Origin of the sequence: Streptomyces sp. G45, assembly GCF_049542095.1 — a bacterium.
Lineage (GTDB): Bacteria > Actinomycetota > Actinomycetes > Streptomycetales > Streptomycetaceae > Streptomyces.
The window spans coordinates 3040462-3061467 of sequence record NZ_JBMUZU010000001.1 but is presented as its reverse complement, the minus strand read 5'-3'; the positions used below and the strand labels follow the sequence as shown (position 1 = coordinate 3061467).

The following is a 21006-nucleotide window of genomic DNA, read 5'->3' as shown; positions in this document are numbered from 1 at the left end:
AGGTCGACGCTGTGCCGAAGCCCCTCAGCCTCCCCTTCGACCCGATCGCCCGCGCCGACGAACTCTGGAAGCAGCGCTGGGGGTCCGTGCCCGCCATGGCCGCCATCACGTCCATCATGCGCGCGCACCAGATCCTGCTCGCCGAGGTCGACGCGGTCGTCAAGCCGTACGGACTGACCTTCGCACGGTACGAGGCACTGGTCCTGCTCTCCTTCTCCAAGGCGGGCGAACTGCCGATGTCCAAGATCGGCGAGCGGCTCATGGTGCACCCCACCTCCGTCACCAACACCGTCGACCGCCTGGTCAGGTCCGGCCTGGTCGACAAGCGCCCCAACCCCAACGACGGGCGCGGCACGCTGGCCTCCATCACGCAGAAGGGGCGCGAGGTCGTGGAGGAGGCGACGCGGGAACTGATGGCGATGGACTTCGGGCTCGGGGTGTACGACGCGGAGGAGTGCGGGGACATCTTCGCCCTGCTCAGGCCCCTGCGGGTGGCCGCCCAGGACTTCGAGGAGCCCTAGCCCCCACCGGCGCGCGGCCCGGCGGCGTTTGAGGACGAGGCGCGGAGCGCCCAGGGCGGGGAAAGGGGCGGAGCCCCATACGCGAGCGGCCCACGGCGTGCCAGCGCAGGGGAGAAGGCCCACCCGAAGATCACGCAGGAGGGAGGGCTACGCTCGTGGACATGAAACGCAGCGTGCTGACCCGCTACCGGGTGATGGCCTATGTCACCGCCGTCATGTTGTTGATCCTCTGCGCCTGCATGGTGGTCAAGTACGGCTTCGACAAGGGCGAGGGCCTGACGCTCGCCGTCTCGCAGATCCACGGCGTGCTGTTCATCATCTACCTGGTCTTCGCCTTCGACCTCGGCTCCAAGGCGAAGTGGCCGTTCGGCAAGCTGCTGTGGGTGCTGGTGTCCGGCACCATCCCGACGGCCGCGTTCTTCGTGGAGCGCAAGGTCGTGCGCGAGGTCGAGCCGCTGCTGGAGGACGCCGCCCCGGCCGCGGCCAAGGCCTAGGACCCGCCCCACAGGCCGCCACGGGCCCGCCCGTGGCGGTTCGGCATCGACTTTTACTAGGACGTCCAAGTAAATTGGGGGCATGGACGCTCACGCCATCGAGGAGGGCCGCCGCCGCTGGCAGGCCCGGTACGACGCCGCCAAGAAGCGCGACGCCGATTTCACGACGCTCTCCGGTGACCCGGTCGAGCCTGCCTACGGGCCCCGGCCCGGGGACACGTACGAGGGCTTCGAGCGCATCGGATGGCCCGGCGAGTATCCGTTCACGCGCGGCCTGTACCCGACGGGCTACCGGGGGCGTACCTGGACGATCCGCCAGTTCGCGGGCTTCGGCAACGCCGAGCAGACGAACGAGCGGTACAAGATGATCCTCGCCGCCGGTGGCGGCGGCCTCTCCGTCGCCTTCGACATGCCGACGCTGATGGGCCGCGACTCCGACGACCCGCGCTCCCTCGGCGAGGTCGGCCACTGCGGCGTCGCCATCGACTCGGCCGCCGACATGGAGGTCCTGTTCAAGGACATCCCGCTCGGCGACGTCACGACGTCGATGACGATCTCCGGCCCCGCCGTCCCGGTCTTCTGCATGTACCTGGTCGCGGCCGAGCGCCAGGGCGTCGACCCGAAGGTGCTCAACGGCACGCTCCAGACGGACATCTTCAAGGAGTACATCGCGCAGAAGGAGTGGCTCTTCGAGCCCGAGCCCCACCTGCGCCTCATCGGCGACCTCATGGAGCACTGCGCCCGCGAGATCCCCGCGTACAAGCCCCTGTCCGTCTCCGGCTACCACATCCGCGAGGCGGGCGCGACGGCCGCGCAGGAGCTGGCGTACACGCTCGCGGACGGGTTCGGGTACGTGGAGCTGGGGCTGAGCCGCGGCCTCGACGTCGACGTCTTCGCGCCCGGCCTCTCCTTCTTCTTCGACGCGCACGTCGATTTCTTCGAGGAGATCGCCAAGTTCCGCGCCGCGCGCCGGATCTGGGCGCGCTGGATGAAGGAGGTGTACGGCGCCACGACGGACAAGGCGCAGTGGCTGCGCTTCCACACGCAGACCGCCGGGGTCTCGCTCACCGCGCAGCAGCCGTACAACAACGTCGTGCGGACGGCCGTCGAGGCCCTCGCCGCCGTCCTCGGCGGCACCAACTCCCTGCACACCAACGCCCTCGACGAGACCCTCGCCCTGCCCAGCGAGCAGGCCGCCGAGATCGCCCTGCGCACGCAGCAGGTGCTGATGGAGGAGACGGGGGTGGCCAACGTGGCCGACCCGCTCGGCGGTTCCTGGTACGTCGAGCAGCTGACCGACCGCATCGAGGCCGACGCCGAGAAGATCTTCGACCAGATCAAGGAGCGGGGGCTGCGCGCCCACCCCGACGGGCAGCACCCCATCGGGCCGATCACCTCCGGCATCCTGCGCGGCATCGAGGACGGCTGGTTCACCGGCGAGATCGCCGAGTCCGCGTTCCGCTACCAGCAGGCGCTGGAGAAGGGCGACAAGCGGGTCGTCGGGGTCAACGTGCACCACGGGTCCGTGACCGGGGACCTGGAGATCCTGCGGGTCAGCCACGAGGTGGAGCGGGAGCAGGTGCGGGTCCTCGCCGACCGCAAGGGGCGGCGGGACGAGGCGCGGGTGCGGGCCTGTCTGGACGCGATGCTCGTCGCCGCGCGGGGTGGGGGCAACATGATCGCCCCCATGCTGGAGGCGGTCCGTGCGGAGGCGACCCTCGGCGAGATCTGCGGTGTCCTGCGGGACGAGTGGGGGGTCTACACGGAGCCCGCGGGCTTCTGACCCTGCCGGGGGCTCCCCAACCCCGCCCCTTCCCGAAACCATGGGGCTCCGCCCCCTGGCACCCCCGTTTACCGGCCTGCGGCCTCGTCCTCAAACGCCGGACGGGCTCGATCGTCGCGCTCCGCGCTCGCCCTCAAACGCCGGGCGGGCTGAATCCCACCCGCCCGCCCCGGAGGGGGCGGGCGGGTGGGACAAAGGGGCGCCCGGGGGCACCGCCCTAGGCCCCGGGGCCAGCCACGGCGGTGAGACCGCCCAGCAGCAGCAGAGTGAACCGCCGGGCCCACTCGGCATCCACCGGTTCCCCCGACACCAGCGCCCGGTGCACCACCGCCCCGGCGATGACGTCGAAGATGAGGTCGGCGGTGCGCGCGGCGGCGCCGGGGTCCGGCTCGACCGGCAGCTCCCCGCGCTCCTGGGCGCGGGCCCGCCCCTGGAGGACGAGCCGCTTCTGCCGGTCCACGATGGACGCCCGCACCCGCTCCCGCAGCGGCTCGTCCGTCGTGGCCTCGGCGACCACCGCCATCAGCGCGGTCTTGGTCTCCGGGCGCCCCAGCAGATCCGCGAACTGGAGGACCACGCCCTCGATGTCGGAGGCGAGGCTGCCGTTGTCCGGCAGCTCCAGCTCGTCGAACAGCTCGGCCACCGCGTCCACGACCAGCTCGCTCTTGCCCGCCCAGCGCCGGTAGAGCGTGGTCTTGGCGACGCCCGCCCGCGTCGCCACATCGCCCAGCGTCAGCTTCGACCAGCCGAGGTCGACCAGCGCCTGCCGGGTCGCTTCCAGGATCGCGGTGTCCGCCTCGGCGCTGCGCGGGCGGCCGCCCGGACGGGCGGACGGTGTGCTGCGGCTCTGCATGCCCGCGACCATACCGGCGAGTACGGTGACGCTGGCCAGGTGCGCGTGAGGGAGATCACCCGACGCCCGGTGCCGCGCCAGGCGTTGGCCAGTTACGCTACGAGCCGTAGCGAAAGCGGAGTACGACGGCGCCCTGACCCTCGTACGACGGCGGACGCTGCGAGCGAAGCTCGACCCGCCCCTCGTGGGCGGCAACCACATCAGCGGGGTGGGGACCCCGCGACCAGGGCGCGGGGTGGGGACCCCGCGTGACGCACGGTCCGCCTCTGGACCTCAAGACCGGGCTCGTCCGGCGCTCCCGCGATCCGGCGGGGTGTTACGGACGGGCGCGGTTCGCGCGCGGCTTGGGGGAGGATGTACTCATGCAGCCACGGAACATGTCCATGAGCGGAGTCGTCGACCTCGCCGCCGTGAAGGCGGCCCAGGAGGCCAAGGCGAAGGCGGAGCAGGCGCGCGCCGAAGCGGCCAGGCAGGGCGGCGGCGGTGCGGTGACCCCCGCGAGTCTCGTCATCGACGTCGACGAGGCGGGCTTCGAGCGCGAGGTGCTCCAGCGCTCCACCGAGGTCCCCGTCGTCATCGACTTCTGGGCCGAGTGGTGCGAGCCCTGCAAGCAGCTCAGCCCGCTCCTGGAGCGCCTGACGCGGGAGTACAACGGCCGGTTCGTCCTCGCGAAGATCGACGTCGACGCGAACCAGCTCCTGATGCAGCAGTTCGGGGTGCAGGGCATCCCGGCGGTGTTCGCGGTCGTGGCCGGGCAGGCCCTGCCGCTGTTCCAGGGCGCGGCGCCCGAGGCGCAGATCCGCCAGACCCTCGACCAGCTGGTGCAGGTCGCCGAGGAGCGCTTCGGGCTCACCGGGCTCGTCGTCGACCCGGACGCCCAGGAGGCCCCGCGGGCCGCCCCCGCCCCGGCCGGTCCGCACGACGCCGCGCTCGCCGCGGCCGTCCAGGCGCTGGACGCGGGCGACTTGGGCGGCGCGATCCAGGCGTACCAGAACGTGCTCAACGACGACCCGGCCAACTCGGAGGCCAAGCTCGGCCTCGCCCAGGCCGAACTGCTCCAGCGCGTCCAGGGCCTTGACCCGGCCGCCGTCCGCAGGGACGCCGCCGAGAAGCCCGGCGACGTGGCGGCGCAGATCGCGGCCGCCGACCTCGACCTGGTCGGCGGGCACGTGGAGGACGCCTTCGGCCGTCTGATCGACGCGGTCAAGCGGACCGCGGGCGACGACCGGGACGCCGCCCGGGTGCGGCTGCTCGAACTCTTCGAGGTGGTGGGCGCGGACGACCCGCGCGTGACGGCGGCGCGCACGGCGCTGGCGCGGGTGCTGTTCTGACGGTGCTGTTCTGACGGAGCGGCAGCCCGCCGATACCACCTCTGACGGGTCCGCGCTGTGACCCGAGTGAAAATTCTGACCCGGCAACACCACAGTGGCCGCGCTTTACCAAATCTTGGTAAACGCGGCCACTGTTACTTGGAGTAAGAGCGGGGCGGTGATCTGCCCGCTTCTGTTCGTCAATATCCGGATCTTGCACGTCACTTGACAGCACCGTCTGTGGCTGATCGATATCGTGCGGTCGTGGTTCGGTTATCCCCCCGTTACCAGCGAGTAACGAACCCCCTTGTGCAGCCGCCGAGAATGCACCACGATCGGCCACGCTCGGTCCATTGCCCGCAGTCCGACAGCCAATCGGAAGACGGGACTTCTGGGTCCCCACCGGGCAGGCCCGCGGCGCCGTCGCGGGCCTGGGACAGGGGGGTCTCTGCCTCGTTCGCGGCAGGGCCTGTCCCGCGAGGTTGTGCGTGATGCGTCAGGCGCGACCAGTGGTTGTCGCTCGGGGGTGATCGCCGGTGATCGAGGCGCGACGCGTCTGTGACCACGTGGGCGCTCTCCTGGCCGAGGACGTAGCACTTCTCCCATCCCCGCCCCGCTGAACCGACCCCTCGGGAGCAGCGGGTCCGGAGATGTACGTCCGAGAAGGAGGAAAGTCATGGAGTCCGTGGCTCGTGGCGGAACCAGATGGAAGCGGTTCGCCGTGGTCATGGTGCCGAGCGTCGCGGCGACGGCCGCGATAGGCGTGGCCCTGTCGCAGGGCGCGCTCGCGGCATCGTTCAGTGTGTCCGGTCAGCAGTTCAAGGTGACCGCCAAGCAGCTCGACGGGACGGGCTTCGTCCAGTACGGGGCGATGGACGTCGGAAAGTCGGGCAAGCACCCGGTCGCCGTCGTCGGCCTGGACTCGGCGAAGATCACCAACCTGTGCCAGTCCGTGGTCGTCCCGGTGCCGGTGTTCGGCGACGTGTCGATGAAGCTCACGGCCGGTGGCGAGGGCGGTCCGCGCGTCGAGGCCAAGAAGCTCTTCATCGACGCCGACGACCTGCGCGCCAACGCGACGTTCAAGAACGTCGACATCGGCGTGTCGATCGACCGTACGACGAAGGGCCCCGGCCCCAACCCGCAGGACAAGGGTCGGTACGTCGAGGACTCGTTCGCACAGCAGGCGGACAAGGTGCGCTTCACCGACGTCAAGCAGCGCGCGTGGGCGACGAGTGCCGGTACCTTCAAGCTCTCCGGCCTGCACATGTCGGTCAAGAAGGGCAAGCACGAGTGCTACTGAGGCCCGCCGGGGCCACCCACGCCTCGCTCTGAGCCGCACTCGACGCGTTGATACGGCCGGGCGCGGGGGCGCCCACCTCTTCGCACACAAGTCGTCCCCGTGCCCGCATCCGCACACACAGAACCAAACGCCATTCCGAGGAGCTGTACGACATGAGCGCAGAAGCGCACGTGGGCCTTGGCAGCAGGCTGGGCCGGATGCGCCGATCGTTCCGAGGGTGGCGCGGTCAGCGCCCGTTCTGGGGTGGACTGCTGACGCTGCTCGGCGGCATCCCCATCATGTACTTCCCGTACGCGAACCTCACGCTCGGCACGATGACCATCCGGATGGCGACGACCGCCGGGGCCGGATCGCTGATCATCGGCGTGCTGCTGGTCGTGCTCGGCCTGACCATGTGGTTCCAGCCGCAGTCCCGCGTGTTCGCGGGCGTGGCGGCGATCCTGCTCGCCCTGGTCTCCCTGGTGGTGTCCAACTTCGGCGGCTTCGTCATGGGCTACCTGCTCGCTCTCATCGGCGGCGCGCTCGGCGTCTCCTGGGTGTCCGAGAAGCCGGTGCGGCGCTCGAAGCGGCGCGCGGCGGCCGACGCGAGCAGCACGGGGGGCGCCCTCCGCGCCGACGCCCAGGAGGCCGCGGGAGGCGAGGACCTGTCAGGAACGAGCCCGTCCAACGGGACGAACGGGAGGCGCCGTGCCGACTGACGAGGTGCACCGCGGGACCGATGCGGCCACGTCCCGCGGGAGGAGGGGACCGCGGCACGCGGCCCCCAGGAAGCCGCTGTTGACTCGTGTACCCGTGGGCAAGGCGATAGCGCTCGCGGCCATGCCCACCGCCGTCCTCATGGGCATGGGCCTCACCCCGCAGCTCGCACAAGCAAAGCCCGGCGTGCCGAAGAATCCCTTCCGGGACGGGCCCTGCGTGACCGCGCCGGAGTCGGCCGACGCGGAGCGGCACGGGAAGGACGACAAGGACGACAAGCGCGACGGCGCGGAGGGCGAGGCCGCCAACCCGACCCCGACGCCGAAGCCGTCGTCCTCCGCCGACGCGGACGCGGACGCGGACCGCGACGAGAGCACCGAGCAGGACACCGACGGCGACCGGGGCGACCGGGGCGACCGGGACGACGTACCCGAGAAGGCCGACGGCCCCGAGAAGGCCGAGCCGACGCCGTCCGCCGACGCGGACAGGAACGACGGCGAGGACGAGAAGGGCGCCGAGGACGACAAGGCGGAGGCCTCCGAGCCGGAGCCGTCCCCGTCCTCGAAGAACCCCCTCGACCCGCTGGGCGTGGGCGACGCGCTCAAGGACCTCCTCACGCCCGGCGAGAAGGCGGAGGACTCGGCGAAGCCGAAGCCGAAGCCGTCCGAGTCCACGAGGGACGAGGACAAGAACGACGAGGACAAGAACGAGGACGACGGCGAGGACACCGGCTCGCGCGACGGCAAGGCCGACGACGACAAGCCTCGCGAGGACGTCAAGGACACCGCCGAGGAGGCCACGGGCAAGCCCGCCCCGGAGAAGTCCGAACAGCCCGAGGAATCCAAGGAGTCCACCGACCCCGAGGACTCCGACGACCCCGGCGATCCCGAGGACTCCGACGACCCCGAGGACTCCGACGACCCCGTCGACCCCATGGCCCCCGACGCGGACGGCAAGAAGCCGTTCCCCTGCGTCGTGGAGAAGAAGGTCAAGGGCGAGGACGAGCAGTCACCCGCGCCGATCCCGAACCAGCCGTGGTACCTGGAGGCCAGCTCCCTGAAGCTCATGGGCGCCGACTACCAGGGCGTGGTGAACCTGACGATGCCCAACGGGCAGACCAAGCAGGCGCTGAAGTACGTCATCAACGACGGCACGGAGATCGGCGACCTGCACCAGATCGTCGACGGGCCGGGCGGCAAGAAGTACCACGTGCGGGCCGCCAGGGACTCGATCTCCACGATCACCGGCGGGGCCACGACGATGTACACGGAGCGGATCTCGGGCAACCTGTTCGGGCTGATCCCGGTGACCTTCGACCCGGAGCACCCGCCGCCCCTGAACATCCCGCTGATCTACTTCACCGACGTGAAGGTGCGGCAGGCGGGCCAGTTCGGCGGCGACCTCACCATCCCGGGCCTGCACCAGTCGATCACCGACTGAACTGAACTGGACTGAACTGAACTGAACTGGACCGCGGCCCGGTCCGCGACGGGACGACGTGAGGGAGGGCGCCCCCAGCCGGGGGGCGCCCTCCCTCACGTGCGCGCGGCAGCGCTAGTCGCGGCAGCCGTTGCCCAGGTGGTGCACCCGGACCATGTTCGTGGTGCCGGGGACGCCGGGCGGGGAACCGGCCGTGATGACCATGGTGTCGCCCTCGTTGTAGCGCTTGAGCTTGAGCAGCTCGGCGTCGACGAGCTCGACCATCGCGTCGGTGTTGTCCACGTGCGGGACGACGAAGGACTCGACGCCCCAGCTCAGGGTGAGCTGGTTGCGGGTGTCCTCGTCGGTGGTGAAGGCCAGGATCGGCTGGGCCGCGCGGTAACGGGACAGGCGCCGGGCCGTGTCGCCGGACTTGGTGAAGGCGACCAGGGCCTTGCCGCCGAGGAAGTCGGCGATCTCGCAGGCGGCGCGGGCCACCGAACCGCCCTGCGTACGCGGCTTCTTGCCGGGAACCAGCGGCTGGAGGCCCTTGGAGAGCAGCTCCTCCTCGGCCGCGGTGACGATCTTCGACATGGTCTTGACCGTCTCGATCGGGTACGCGCCGACGCTGGACTCGGCCGACAGCATCACCGCGTCCGCGCCGTCCAGGATCGCGTTGGCGACGTCGGACGCCTCGGCGCGCGTGGGCCGGGAGTTGGTGATCATCGACTCCATCATCTGGGTCGCGACGATCACCGGCTTGGCGTTGCGGCGGCACAGCTCGATGAGGCGCTTCTGCACCATCGGGACCTTTTCGAGGGGGTACTCGACGGCCAGGTCGCCGCGGGCGACCATGACGCCGTCGAACGCCATCACGACGTCCTCCATGTTCGCCACGGCCTGCGGCTTCTCCACCTTGGCGACGACCGGGACGCGGCGGCCCACCTCGTCCATCACGCGGTGGACGTCCTTGACGTCGTCGGCGTCGCGGACGAAGGACAGGGCGACCAGGTCGCAGCCCATGTCCAGGGCGAAGCGCAGGTCCTCGATGTCCTTCTCGGACAGGGCGGGCACGTTGACGGCCGCGCCGGGCAGGTTGATGCCCTTGTGGTCCGAGATGACGCCGCCCTCGACGACGATGGTCTTGACGCGCGGGCCGTCGACCTCGACGACCTTCAGCTCGACGTTGCCGTCGTTGATCAGGACCTGGTCGCCCTTGCTGACGTCGCCGGGCAGGCCCTTGTACGTCGTACCGCAGATCGACTTGTCGCCCGCCACGTCCTCGGTGGTGATGGTGAACTCGTCACCGCGCACCAGCTCGACGGGGCCCTCGGCGAAGGTCTCCAGGCGGATCTTGGGGCCCTGGAGGTCGGCCAGGACGCCGACGGCCTTGCCGGTGCGCCGCGAGGCGGCGCGGACGCGGTCGTACCGCCCCTGGTGCTCGGCGTGCGTGCCGTGGCTGAAGTTGAAGCGGGCCACGTTCATACCGGCCTCGATCAGCGAGACGAGCTGATCCTCGGAGTCGACGGCGGGGCCCAGCGTGCAGACGATTTTGGAACGGCGCATGGGGGCGATCCTATCGGTTTGTTTCACTGCGGAATATTCCATCTGGCGGAAGATACAAATGGGCGGGTGGCTGCTCAGTTGCCCATGCGGCGGAGCCGCTATCCGTTCTTCCTGGCCAGTGCGTAAGTCTGCGTGGCGATTTCCAGTTCTTCGTCGGTCGGCACGACCGCGACCTTCACCCGGGCGTACTCGGGCGAGATCAGCCGGGGCTCGTCGCCGCGGACGGTGTTGAGGTCCGCGTCCACCGCCAGGCCCAGTTCCTCCAGGCCCGCGACGGCCGCCGCCCGCACGGGCGCCGCGTTCTCGCCGACGCCCGCGGTGAACGCCACCGCGTCCACCCGGCCGAGCACCGCGTAATACGCGCCGATGTACTTCTTCAAACGGTGAATGTAGATGTCGAAGGCGAGCTTCGCGCGTTCGTCGCCCTCGTCGATTCGACGGCGGATCTCCCGCATGTCGTTGTCGCCGCACAGGCCGATCAGCCCGCTCTTCTTGTTCAGAAGCGCGTCGATCTCGTCGATGGAAAGGCCGCCGACGCGCGCCAGGTGGAAGATCACCGCCGGGTCGAGATCTCCGGAACGCGTACCCATCACCAGGCCCTCCAAAGGTGTGAGCCCCATGGAGGTGTCCACGCAGCGCCCGCCGCGCACGGCGGAGGCGGACGCGCCGTTGCCCAGGTGCAGGACGATGACGTTGACGTCCTCGGGCGCCTTGCCGAGCAGCTTCGCGGTGGCCCGCGACACGTACGCGTGCGAGGTGCCGTGGAAGCCGTAGCGGCGCACCCGGTGCTGGTCGGCGGTCTCCACGTCGATGGCGTAGCGGGCCGCCGACTCCGGCATCGTCGTGTGGAAGGCGGTGTCGAACACGGCGATCTGCGGCAGGTCGGGGCGCAGGGCCTGGGCCGTGCGGATGCCGGTCAGGTTCGCCGGGTTGTGCAGCGGGGCCACCGGGATGAGGCGCTCGATCTCGGCGAGCACCACGTCGTCGATGACGGTCGGCTGGGTGAAGTGCTTGCCGCCGTGCACCACCCGGTGGCCGATCGCCGCCAGCTCCGGCGAGTCCAGGCCGAGCCCGTCGGCGGCCAGTTCCTCGGCGACGGCCTTCAGGGCGGCCTCGTGGTCGGCGATCGGGCCGGTGCGCTCCCGCTCGGCGCCGTCGCCCACCAGCGGGGTGTGCTTGAGCCGGGAGGTCTCCTCACCGATGCGCTCGACCAGGCCCACGGCCAGGCGGCTGCTGTCGCGCATGTCGAGCAACTGGTACTTCACCGACGACGAGCCGGAGTTGAGGACGAGGACGCGGGTCGAGGTCACGGAGGGAGTGCTTTCTGTGGAGGCGGGGCGTCAGGAGCTGGGGGTCTGGGCCTGGATGGCCGTGATGGCGACCGTGTTGACGATGTCCTGGACGAGGGCGCCCCGGGACAGGTCGTTGACCGGCTTGCGCAGGCCCTGGAGGACCGGGCCGACGGCGATCGCGCCAGCCGAGCGCTGCACGGCCTTGTAGGTGTTGTTGCCGGTGTTCAGGTCGGGGAAGACCAGGACGCTGGCCTGCCCGGCGACCTCGGAGTCCGGCAGCTTGGTGGCCGCCACCGACGGCTCCACGGCCGCGTCGTACTGGATCGGGCCCTCGATCTTCAGGTCCGGGCGCTGGGCGCGGACCAGCTCGGTGGCCTCGCGGACCTTGTCGACGTCGGCGCCGGAGCCGGAGGTGCCCGTGGAGTACGACAGCATCGCGATGCGCGGCTCGACGCCGAACTGCGCGGCCGTGGCCGCCGACTGGACGGCGATGTCCGCGAGCTGCGCGGCGTTCGGGTCGGGGTTGACCGCGCAGTCGCCGTACACCAGGACCTTGTCGGCCAGGCACATGAAGAACACCGACGACACGATCGAGGCGTCCGGCTTGGTCTTGATGATCTCGAAGGCGGGGCGGATCGTCGCGGCCGTGGAGTGCACCGAGCCGGACACCATGCCGTCGGCGAGGCCGCCCTGCACCATCAGGGTGCCGAAGTAGTTCACGTCCGCCACGACGTCGTACGCCAGCTCCACCGTCACGCCCTTGTGGGCGCGAAGGCGGGCGTACTCCTCGGCGAAGCCCTGGCGCAGCTCGGACGTCCCCGGGTCGACGATCTGCGCGTCGGCGAGGTCGATGCCGAGGTCGGCGGCCTTCTTGCGGACGGCCTCCACCGGGCCGAGCAGCGTCAGGTCGCACACGCCGCGGCGCAGCAGCACCTCGGCGGCGCGCAGCACGCGCTCCTCGGTGCCCTCGGGCAGGACGACCCGGCGGCGGTCGGCGCGGGCCCGCTCCAGCAGCTTGTGCTCGAACATCATCGGCGTGACGCGGTCGCTGGACGGCGCCGAGACCCGCCCCAGCAGGTCGGCGGTGTCCACGTGCCGCTCGAAGACGCCGAGCGCGGTCTCCGCCTTGCGGGGCGTCGCCGCGTTCAGCTTGCCCTCCAGGGCGAACAGCTCGGCGGCCGTCGGGAAGGAGCCGCCGGACACGGCGACGACCGGGGTGCCGGGCGCGAGCCGGTCGGCGAGGCGCAGGATCTCCGGGCCCGGCCGCTCGTTCAGGGTGAGCAGCACACCGGCTATCGGCGGGGTGCCCGCGCTGTGCGCGGCGAGCGCGCCGACGACCAGGTCCGCGCGGTCGCCGGGCGTGACGACCATGCAGCCCGGGGTGAGGGCCTTCAGGAACGTCGGCAGCATGGCACCGCCGAAGACGAAGTCCAGGGCGTCGCGGGCGAGCCCCGAGTCGTCGCCGAGCAGCACCGTGCCGCCCAGGGCGTGGGTGACCTGCGCGACGGTCGGCGCGGCGAGGGCGGGCTCGTCGGGCAGCACGTAGCAGGGCACGGGGAGGCGGGCGGCCAGGCGCTCCTGGATGCCGTCGCGGTCGGCCGGGGCCACGCGGTTGGTGATCACCGCGAGGACGTCGCAGCCGAGGCTGTCGTACGCGCGGTAGGCGTTGCGGGTCTCGGCGAGCACCGACTCGGCGGTCTGGTCCTTGCCGCCGACGACGGGCAGGACGGAGGCGCCGAACTCGTTCGCGAGGCGGGCGTTCAGGGCCAGCTCGTCGGGGAGCTGGGTGGCGGCGAAGTCGGTGCCGAGCACCAGGACCACGTCGTAGTCGCGGGCCACCTGGTGGAAGCGGTCGACGAGCCGGGAGACCAGCTCGTCGGTGCCCTGCTCGGCCTGGAGCGTGGACGCCTCGTGGTAGTCCATGCCGTACACGCTCGCCGGGTCCTGGGAGAGCCGGTAGCGGGCGCGCAGCAGTTCGAAGAGCCGGTCGGGTCCGTCGTGGACGAGCGGGCGGAAGACGCCCACGCGGTCGACCTGGCGGGTCAGGAGCTCCATGACTCCCAGCTCGACGACCTGGCGGCCGTCGCCCCGGTCGATCCCGGTCACGTACACGCTGCGCGTCACGCGTGCTCTCCGTTTCTTCAGTGCCTTCGCTGGCGCGGATTCGCTGGTGAGAGGGGGGAGGGCAGCTCCGGCAGCGCCGGAAAAACACCCGATATTGTTGATTGTGCCCTCTTGACAATACCTCTGCGGCTGGCTAAGTCGCAGGCCGGACGACGGGCGGCGGCCCCCATGGGACCGTGGAACAATCGGACCGGCTCACAAGGAACAGCAGCGAGCAGGAGACACAGCGCGATGCGTATCGGAATTCTCACCGCGGGCGGCGACTGCCCGGGCCTCAACGCAGTGATCCGGTCGGTCGTGCACCGAGCGGTGACGAACTACGGCGACGAGGTCATCGGCTTCGAGGACGGCTACGCGGGCCTGCTCGACGGGCGCTACCGCCCGCTCGACCTGAACGCGGTCAGCGGCATCCTCGCCCGCGGCGGCACGATCCTCGGCTCGTCCCGCCTGGAGCGCGCCCGCTTCCGCGCGGCCTGCGACAACGCCAAGGAGCTGATCGAGAAGAGCGGCTTCGACGCGCTCATCCCGATCGGCGGCGAGGGCACGCTGACGGCCGCGAAGATGCTCTCGGAGGCCGGGGTGCCGGTCGTCGGCGTCCCCAAGACCATCGACAACGACATCTCCTCCACGGACCGCACCTTCGGCTTCGACACGGCCGTCGGCGTCGCGACCGAGGCCATGGACCGCCTGAAGACCACCGCCGAGTCCCACCAGCGCGTGATGGTCGTCGAGGTCATGGGCCGCCACGCGGGCTGGATCGCCCTGGAGTCCGGCATGGCGGGCGGCGCCCACGGCATCTGCCTGCCCGAGCGGCCCTTCGACCCCGCGGACCTGGTCAAGATGGTCGAGGAGCGCTTCGCCCGCGGCAAGAAGTTCGCGGTCATCTGCGTCGCCGAGGGCGCGCACCCCGCCGACGGCACCATGGACTACGGCAAGGGCGCCATCGACCAGTTCGGCCACGAGCGCTTCCAGGGCATCGGCACGGCCCTGGCGTACGAGCTGGAGAAGCGGCTCGGCAAGGAGGCCAAGCCGGTCATCCTCGGGCACGTCCAGCGCGGGGGCACGCCGACCGCGTACGACCGGGTGCTCGCCACCCGCTTCGGCTGGCACGCCGTGGAGGCCGTGCACCGCGGGGACTACGGCCGCATGACCGCGTTGCGCGGTACCGACATCGAGATGGTGCCGCTCGCGGAGGCGGTCACGGAACTCAAGACGGTCCCCAAGGACCGGATGGACGAGGCGGAGTCGGTCTTCTAGGCCCCCTGGCACCCCCGAGAATCGGCCTTCGGCCTCGTCCTCAAACGCCGGACGGGCTAAGAACTCTGCCGCGACCGGCACCAGTCAGCCCGTCCGGCGTTTGAGGACGAGCGCGGAGCGCGATGAAAGGGCGGGTGGGTGGGGAAAAGGCGTCAGCCCTTGACGGCGCCGCCCAGGGCGAAGCCCGTGCCCAGGCGGCGGGCTATGAGGACGTACAGGAGGATGACCGGCGTCGAGTAGATGACGGAGAACGCCGCCAACTGCCCGTAGACGATGGCCCCCTTGCTGCCGAAGAAGTCGTTGATGGACACCGCGGCGGGCATCTGGTCGGGCGACAGCAGCAGCATGAAGGGCACGAAGAAGTTGCCCCACATCATGACGAACGAGAAGACGGTCACGACGGCGACCCCGGGCCCCATCAGGGGCAGCACGATGCGCACCAGGGACTGGAAGGGGGACGCGCCGTCGGTCCAGGCGGCCTCCTCCAGCTCCTTCGGCACGCCGTCCATGAAGTTCTTCATCAGCCAGATGGCGAACGGCAGTTGGGACGCCGCGAAGAAGAAGATCGTGCCCCGCATGGTGTCGATGAGGTCGACGCGGACGAACAGCGCGTACACCGGCACCATGATCGCGGTGATGGGCAGGCTCGTCGCGAAGAGGATGGTGAGCATGAAGGGGCGGTTGAGGCGGGAGGGGTAGCGGGACAGGGGGTACGCGGCGAGGGCCGCGCCCACGACCGTGAGGAGCGTGCCGCCGCCGCACAGGAGCAGGCTGTTGCGCAGCGGCGTGAAGGTGATCTCCTCGGTGAGGACGGCGTCGAAGTGGTCGAGGGTCAGCCCGTCCGGCGTCTTCATGCCGACGTCGGCCCGGGGGTCGAGGGCGGACAGGACCACCCAGGCCAGCGGCAGCGCGAACGCCGCCGCCAGGATCAGCAGCCCCAGGTTCGCGGCGAGCGCACGGCTGCGGACACGGCGTGGCGCACGGCGTGGCGCGCGACGTGGTGACACTCAGACCTCCGTACGCAGCAGACGCATATAGACGAGGGAGAAGAGGGACCCCACGAGCAGGAGCAGCAGGGCCACCGCGGTGCCGTAGCCGATCATGCTCTTCTGGAAGGCCTGCTCGTACATGAACAACGGCAGCGTCTGGCTGTGGTTGCCGGGGCCGCCGCGGGTCATCACCCAGATCAGGCCGAAGACCGACAGGGTCTGGAGGGTGTTGAGCATCAGGTTGGTGCCGATGGAGCGGCGGATCATCGGCAGCGTGACGTGCCACAGGCGCCTCAGTCCGCCCGCGCCGTCGACCTCCGCGGCCTCGGTGATCTCCCGGGGGATTTCGCCCAGGGCCGCCGAGTACACCAGCATCGAGAAGGCCGTGCCGCGCCACATGTTGGCGAACGACACCGCGAGGATCGGCAGCGAGAACAGCCAGTTCTGCTGGGGCAGGTGGAGGACGTCGAGGACGGCGTTGAGCGTGCCGTCGCGGCGGAAGAAGGCGTACAGCAGGAAGCCCGCCACGACCTCCGGGATCACCCAGGCCGCGATGACGACCGCCCCCGTGAACGTGCGCACCGGCCTGGACGCCCGCCGCATCAGCAGGGCGAGGCCGAGGCCGAGCGTGTTCTGCCCGACGATCGACGACAGGAACGTGAAGACCAGCGTCAGCCAGACCGCGTTGACGAAGTCCTCGTCCTGGAACGCCGTGCGGAAGTTGTCGAAGCCGACGAAGCTCTCGTGGGCCTGGCCCGTCAACTGGAGGTCCGTGAACGCGATGTACGCGCAGTAGCCGATGGGGCCCGCGAGGAACAGCAGCATCAGCACGACGGCGGGCGAGACCGGCAGGGCGCGGACCAGGGAGCGGGCGAGGCGCGTGCGGCCCCGCGGCGCCGTCACCGCTCGATCACCTCGCCGTCCGTGACGGACCTGACCTCGTCGTCGTACTCCTTCGCCGCCTCGTCCACCGAGCCGTCACCCGTGGTGACCTTCTCCATCGCCTCCTGCATCGCCGTGGAGACCTTCGGGTACGCGGGGTAGGCGGGCCGGTAGTGGGTGGCGGAGACCAGGCCGGTGAAGAACTTGATGCCGGGCTGCGCCCGGATGTACTCGGGGTCCTTCGCGACGTCCTCGCGCACCGAGATGCCGGAGTTCGCGATGTACCACTTCTTCGCGTTCTCCTTGGTCTGCATCGTCTCGATGAACTTGAACGCCAGGTCGGGGTTGCCCGCCTTCGCGGGGACGGCCCAGGTCCAGCCGCCGGACATGCTGACCTTGCCGGGGGCCTGGCCGTCCTTGGTCGGCATGTACGCCAGGCCCAACTCCTTGGACCAGTCCGGCCATTCGTGCCCGGAGCCCTTCAGCCAGTCCTGCGGCAGCCAGGAGCCGTCCAGGTTGATGCCGAGCCTGCCCTTGGGCAGGAACTCGCCGCGGACGCGCGTGGCCATGTTCGGGTCGAGGGCGTCCTCGACGTCCGGGCCCAGCTTGTCCTCGTACACCGTTTCCACGAACCTCAGGGCGTCCTTGAAGCCCTGGCCGCCGACCACCCACTTCTTCGCCTTCGGGTCGTACAGCGGGTCCTCGCCGGTGCCGTACAGCAGCATCTGCAGGCCCTGCATGGCCGACGTCTCGCCGCCGGGCTTGCCCGTGTACACGTTCAGCGGGACGACGTCCGGGACCTTCCGCTTGATGGTGCGGGCGGCGTCGAGGATGTCGTCCCAGCTCTTCGGCTGCCAGTCCTGCGGCAGGCCCGCCTTCTTGAACACGTCCCTGCTGAACCACAGCCCGCGCGTGTCCGTGCCGTCCGGCACGCCGTACGTCTTGCCGTCCTCGCCCCGCGCCGCCGTCTTCGCCGTGTCGACGAACTTCGGCCACTCCTTCCACTTCTTCAGATAGGGGTCGAGCGGCTTCAGATACCCGCTGGTGATGTCGGAGTTGATGAGGAAGGTGTCCTCGTAGACCAGGTCGGGCGCGGTCTTCGGGGACCGCATCATCTGCTGGACCTTCGTGTAGTACTCGGCGTCCGGCGCCTTGATCGGCACCAGCTTCACCTTCTTGCCCGGGTTGGCCTTCTCGAACTGCTTCTTCACCGACTCCAGGTAGGTGTCCATGACCTGGATCTTGTTGTCCATGGACTGCTTGTACGAGACCCGTACGGTGTCCGGGTCGTCGCCGGAGCCGCCGCCGCAGGCGGTGAGGGTGGCCGCGGCGAGGGTTGCGGCGGTCGCCAGGAGGAGAGGGGCGGTTGCGGTGGGGCGCACGGGCACGACCTCCTACGGTCCGGGCGCGGCTGCGCTGCCGCGCGCGGCTACTGCGGGTGAACGTAAGCGGTTGCTGCGAACAAGGTCAATGCCCTTGCGGACGCCCTTTCCCCCACCCGCCCGCCCTCCCCTTCGGCGCTCCGCGCCTCGTCCTCAAACGCCGGACGGGCTGGATCGCGCGTTGCTCGCCGCCGTAGCCCCTCCGCGATCCGCCCACCCGCCCCTTGGCCCCACCCACCCCGTGGTCCCACCCACCCGCCCCCTCCGGGGCGAGCGGGTGGGATTGAGCCCGCCAGACCAAGCCCGCCCGGCGTCTGAACACGAGCCGCGCAGCGCGACGATCCATCCCGCCCGGCGTTCGAGGGCGAGCGTGTCGGAGCGATGGGTCAGCCTGTCCGGCGTTTGAGGATGAGCGCGCCAGCGCGACAGACCAACCCTGTCCGGCGTTTGAGGATGAGCGCGCCAGCGCGACAGACCAAGCCTGCCCGGCGTTTGAGGACGAGCGTGCGGCGCGACACACTCAGCCTGCCCGGCGTTTGAGGGCGAGCGCGTTAGCGCGACTGATCAAGCCCGTCCGGCGTTTGAGGACGAGCCGCGGAGCGGTGATGGACGGGGGTGCCAGGGGGCCTGGCCCCCTGGTTTTGGGTAAAGGGGCGGGTCTGGGGCGCCCCGCGAGGGACGCGGCGGTCAGTCCGACGGAACCCACCGGTAGACCAGCTCGGGCCGCCCGACCTGACCGTACTGGGGGCGCCGAGAGGCGCGCCCCGTGGCGACCAGGTGCTCCAGATACCGTCGCGCGGTGATCCGCGAAAGCCCGGTGGCGTCCGCGGCCCCCGCCGCGGTCACCCCCTGAGGCACGGCGTCCTGAAGCGTACGCGCCACCCGCTCAAGGGTGGGCCCGCTCAACCCCTTGGGAAGCGTCGCGGGCGCGGGCGCCCGCAGCGCGGCCAGCGCCCGGTCCACCTCGTCCTGCCCGGTCGCCTCCCCGGCCGCGGCCCGGAACTCCGCGTACCGCGTGAGCCGGTCCCGCAGCGTCGCGAAGGCGAACGGCTTCAGGACGTACTGCACGACGCCGAGGGAGACCCCCTCCCGTACGACCGCGAGGTCCCGGGCGGAGGTGACGGCGATGACGTCGGCCCGGTGCCCGGCGGCGCGCAGGGTGCGGGCGAGGGCGAGCCCGTGGCCGTCGGGCAGGTTCAGGTCGAGCAGGAGGAGGTCGAAGGGCTCGCGGTCGAGCGCCCGGCGGGCCTCGGCGGCGGTGTGGGCGACGGCGGTCGCCCGGAAGCCGGGCACCTTGTTCACGTACAGGACGTGGGCGTCGGCGGCGACGGGGTCGTCCTCGACGACGAGGACGCGGATGGCGGCGGTGTCGGTCACTGGTCGGCCCTCTCCTGCTCCGGCGGCGCGGCGTCGGCGCCCCCGGCGGCGGCCACATCGGCGCCCGCGTCGCCGGGCAGCGGCAGGCGCGCCGTGAACGCGGCGCCGCCGCCGTCCGGTTCCGACAGCGTCAGCGTCCCCCGTGGCGGCGTACCGTCTGATGGGCCAAGGCGAGCCCGAGCCCCCTGCCGTCGGGGGACTTGGTGGACCAGCCGCGCTCGAAGACGTGGGGGCGGTGCTCGGCGGGGACGCCCGGACCGGTGTCGGCGACCCGCAGCAGCAGCCCGCCGGGCTCCGCGCGGACGGTCACCGTGACGCGCGGCGAGGGGGCGCCCTGCGCCGCGTCGACGGCGTTGTCGACGAGGTTGCCGAGGATGGTGACCAGGTCGCGGGCGGGCAGCGCCGAGGGGAGCATGCCGTCGTCGACGCTGGTGTCGGCGGAGACGACCAGTTCCACGCCGCGCTCGTTGGCCTGGGCGGCCTTGCCGAGCAGCAGCGCCGCGAGCACGGGTTCGCTGACGGCGCCGACGACCTGGTCGGTGAGGGCCTGGGCCAGCTCCAGCTCGGCGGTGGCGAACTCCACGGCCTCGTCGGCGCGGCCCAGCTCGATCAGGGACACGACCGTGTGCAGCCGGTTCGCGGCCTCGTGGGCCTGCGAGCGCAGGGCCCGGGTGAAGCCGCGCTCGGAGTTCAACTCGCCGGTCAGCGCCTGGAGTTCGGTATGGTCGCGGAGCGTGACGACCGTGCCCCTGCGGTCGCCGCCCGACACCGGCGAGGTGTTGACGACCAGGACCCGGTCCGCCGTCAGGTGCACCTCGTCGACGCGCGGGCGGGTGTCGAGGAGCGCGCCGGTCAGGGGCGCGGGCAGGCCGAGGTCGGTGACGGCACGGCCCACGACGTCGCCGCGCGCGTCGCCGTCGCGGGAGCCTCCGCCGTGCGCGCCGCCGTCGCGTGAACCGTCGCCGCGCAGCCCCAGCAGCTCCCGCGCCCCGTCGTTGACGAGGGCGACGCGGCGCTGCCCGTCGAGCATGAGCAGGCCCTCGCGGACGGCGTGCAGGGTGGCCTCGTGGTAGTCGTGCATGCGGCTCAGCTCGGCGGCGTTCATGCCGTGGGTGCTGCGGCGCAGGCGGGCGTTGATGACGTACGTACCCACGGCGCCGAGCACGAGCGCCGCCGCCGCGACGCCGAGCAGCGCGAGCAGCTGCCCGCGCGCCTTCTCGCTGATCTCCTCGATGGTGATGCCCGCGCTGACCAGGCCCACGATGCGGCCGCCGTCCAGGACCGGGGTGACCACGCGCACGGACGGGCCGAGGGTGCCGGTGTACGTCTCGCTGAAGGTCCGGCCGCGCAGGGCCTCGGCGGTGTGGCCGAGGAAGCGCTCGCCGATCCGGTCGGGGTCGGGGTGCGTCCAGCGGATGCCGCGCCGGTCCATGATCGTGACGAAGGCGACCCCGGTGTGCCGCTGCACGCGCGTGGCGTACGGCTGGAGCGCGCGGGTCGGCTCCGGGCTCCGTATCGCCTCGCGGACCGAGGGCGCGTCCGCGACCGCGCGCGCCGCCGCCGTGGCCTGGCGGCGCGCCGCCTCCTCCGCCTGGTGCCGGTCACTGAGGTAGGTGAACAGGGCACATCCGGCCACCACGACCGCCACCAGGACCACCTGCATGGCGAAGAGCTGACCGGCGAGGCTACGGGGGCCGCGGGGGCGGCGGCGCAGGGGTGGACGGGGGGCCTGGGGCATGGGGCCAGTCTGCCGCGCCGCGC

Annotated in this window: 16 protein-coding genes and 1 pseudogene; 8 read left to right on the top strand and 9 right to left on the bottom strand. The window is 71.2% G+C overall.

Annotated features, from left to right (window positions below; all coding sequences use genetic code 11):
• The first annotated feature begins 11 nt into the window (after window positions 1-11).
• The 3 genes from ACOBQU_RS12165 to ACOBQU_RS12155 all read left to right on the top strand — a co-directional run bounded on the left by ACOBQU_RS12165 (window position 12) and on the right by ACOBQU_RS12155 (window position 2798).
• Window positions 12-521: a MarR family winged helix-turn-helix transcriptional regulator gene (locus ACOBQU_RS12165; RefSeq protein WP_423626543.1), complete on the top strand. Its 510-nt coding sequence runs from the start codon at window positions 12-14 to the stop codon at window positions 519-521.
• Between the two features lie 161 nt (window positions 522-682).
• Window positions 683-1015 (top strand): DUF3817 domain-containing protein, encoded by a 333-nt coding sequence (locus ACOBQU_RS12160; protein WP_423626541.1) that lies wholly within the window; start codon window positions 683-685, stop codon window positions 1013-1015.
• 82 nt (window positions 1016-1097) lie between these two features.
• Window positions 1098-2798 (top strand): acyl-CoA mutase large subunit family protein, encoded by a 1701-nt coding sequence (locus tag ACOBQU_RS12155; RefSeq protein WP_423626540.1) that lies wholly within the window; start codon window positions 1098-1100, stop codon window positions 2796-2798.
• Between the two features lie 217 nt (window positions 2799-3015).
• Here the strand turns inward: ACOBQU_RS12155 and ACOBQU_RS12150 are convergent, their stop codons facing one another.
• Entirely contained in the window at window positions 3016-3651 is a 636-nt protein-coding gene (locus ACOBQU_RS12150; protein ID WP_423626539.1) for a TetR/AcrR family transcriptional regulator, read from the bottom strand.
• A 362-nt stretch (window positions 3652-4013) separates the two neighbouring features.
• Here ACOBQU_RS12150 and ACOBQU_RS12145 point away from each other — a divergent pair, with 362 nt between their 5' ends.
• From ACOBQU_RS12145 to ACOBQU_RS12130, 4 genes are all read left to right on the top strand, one after another.
• Window positions 4014-4982 carry a tetratricopeptide repeat protein gene (locus ACOBQU_RS12145; protein WP_423626537.1) on the top strand — a complete coding sequence of 323 codons (969 nt, stop codon included), beginning with the start codon at window positions 4014-4016 and terminating at the stop codon, window positions 4980-4982.
• Between the two features lie 655 nt (window positions 4983-5637).
• Entirely contained in the window at window positions 5638-6261 is a 624-nt protein-coding gene (locus ACOBQU_RS12140; protein WP_423626536.1) for a DUF6230 family protein, read from the top strand.
• A gap of 152 nt (window positions 6262-6413) precedes the next feature.
• A complete protein-coding gene (locus ACOBQU_RS12135) occupies window positions 6414-6959 on the top strand; it encodes a DUF6114 domain-containing protein (protein WP_423626534.1) in 546 nt (181 codons plus the stop codon).
• 79 nt (window positions 6960-7038) lie between these two features.
• A complete protein-coding gene (locus ACOBQU_RS12130) occupies window positions 7039-8397 on the top strand; it encodes a hypothetical protein (protein ID WP_423626532.1) in 1359 nt (452 codons plus the stop codon).
• Window positions 8398-8511: 114 nt separating this feature from the next.
• Here ACOBQU_RS12130 and pyk read toward each other — a convergent pair whose 3' ends face one another.
• The 3 genes from pyk to pta all read right to left on the bottom strand — a co-directional run bounded on the left by pyk (window position 8512) and on the right by pta (window position 13358).
• Window positions 8512-9942, bottom strand: a complete 1431-nt coding sequence (gene pyk, locus ACOBQU_RS12125) for a pyruvate kinase (protein WP_423626530.1) — start codon at window positions 9940-9942, stop codon at window positions 8512-8514.
• Window positions 9943-10040: 98 nt separating this feature from the next.
• A complete protein-coding gene (locus ACOBQU_RS12120; protein WP_423626528.1) occupies window positions 10041-11252 on the bottom strand; it encodes an acetate kinase in 1212 nt (403 codons plus the stop codon).
• A 30-nt stretch (window positions 11253-11282) separates the two neighbouring features.
• Window positions 11283-13358 carry a phosphate acetyltransferase gene (gene pta / locus ACOBQU_RS12115; RefSeq protein WP_423626526.1) on the bottom strand — a complete coding sequence of 692 codons (2076 nt, stop codon included), beginning with the start codon at window positions 13356-13358 and terminating at the stop codon, window positions 11283-11285.
• Window positions 13359-13589: 231 nt separating this feature from the next.
• Between pta and ACOBQU_RS12110 the strand changes: the two genes are divergently transcribed.
• The gene (locus ACOBQU_RS12110) at window positions 13590-14615 is read left to right on the top strand and encodes an ATP-dependent 6-phosphofructokinase (protein ID WP_423626524.1); all 1026 of its coding nucleotides are present in this window, start codon (window positions 13590-13592) and stop codon (window positions 14613-14615) included.
• 152 nt (window positions 14616-14767) lie between these two features.
• Here ACOBQU_RS12110 and ACOBQU_RS12105 read toward each other — a convergent pair whose 3' ends face one another.
• The 5 genes and pseudogenes from ACOBQU_RS12105 to ACOBQU_RS12085 form a co-directional block, all read right to left on the bottom strand.
• Window positions 14768-15622, bottom strand: a complete 855-nt coding sequence (locus tag ACOBQU_RS12105; RefSeq protein ID WP_423626523.1) for a carbohydrate ABC transporter permease — start codon at window positions 15620-15622, stop codon at window positions 14768-14770.
• Complete coding sequence (locus ACOBQU_RS12100; protein WP_423634423.1) at window positions 15623-16429, bottom strand: carbohydrate ABC transporter permease; 807 nt, start codon at window positions 16427-16429, stop codon at window positions 15623-15625.
• A gap of 74 nt (window positions 16430-16503) precedes the next feature.
• Complete coding sequence (locus ACOBQU_RS12095; RefSeq protein WP_423626521.1) at window positions 16504-17874, bottom strand: extracellular solute-binding protein; 1371 nt, start codon at window positions 17872-17874, stop codon at window positions 16504-16506.
• A gap of 681 nt (window positions 17875-18555) precedes the next feature.
• A complete protein-coding gene (locus tag ACOBQU_RS12090) occupies window positions 18556-19245 on the bottom strand; it encodes a response regulator (RefSeq protein ID WP_423626519.1) in 690 nt (229 codons plus the stop codon).
• Window positions 19242-20983: pseudogene (locus ACOBQU_RS12085) on the bottom strand (sensor histidine kinase). The gene ACOBQU_RS12090 and the pseudogene ACOBQU_RS12085 overlap by 4 nt, the downstream one beginning before the upstream one ends.
• Window positions 20984-21006 lie beyond the last annotated feature (23 nt).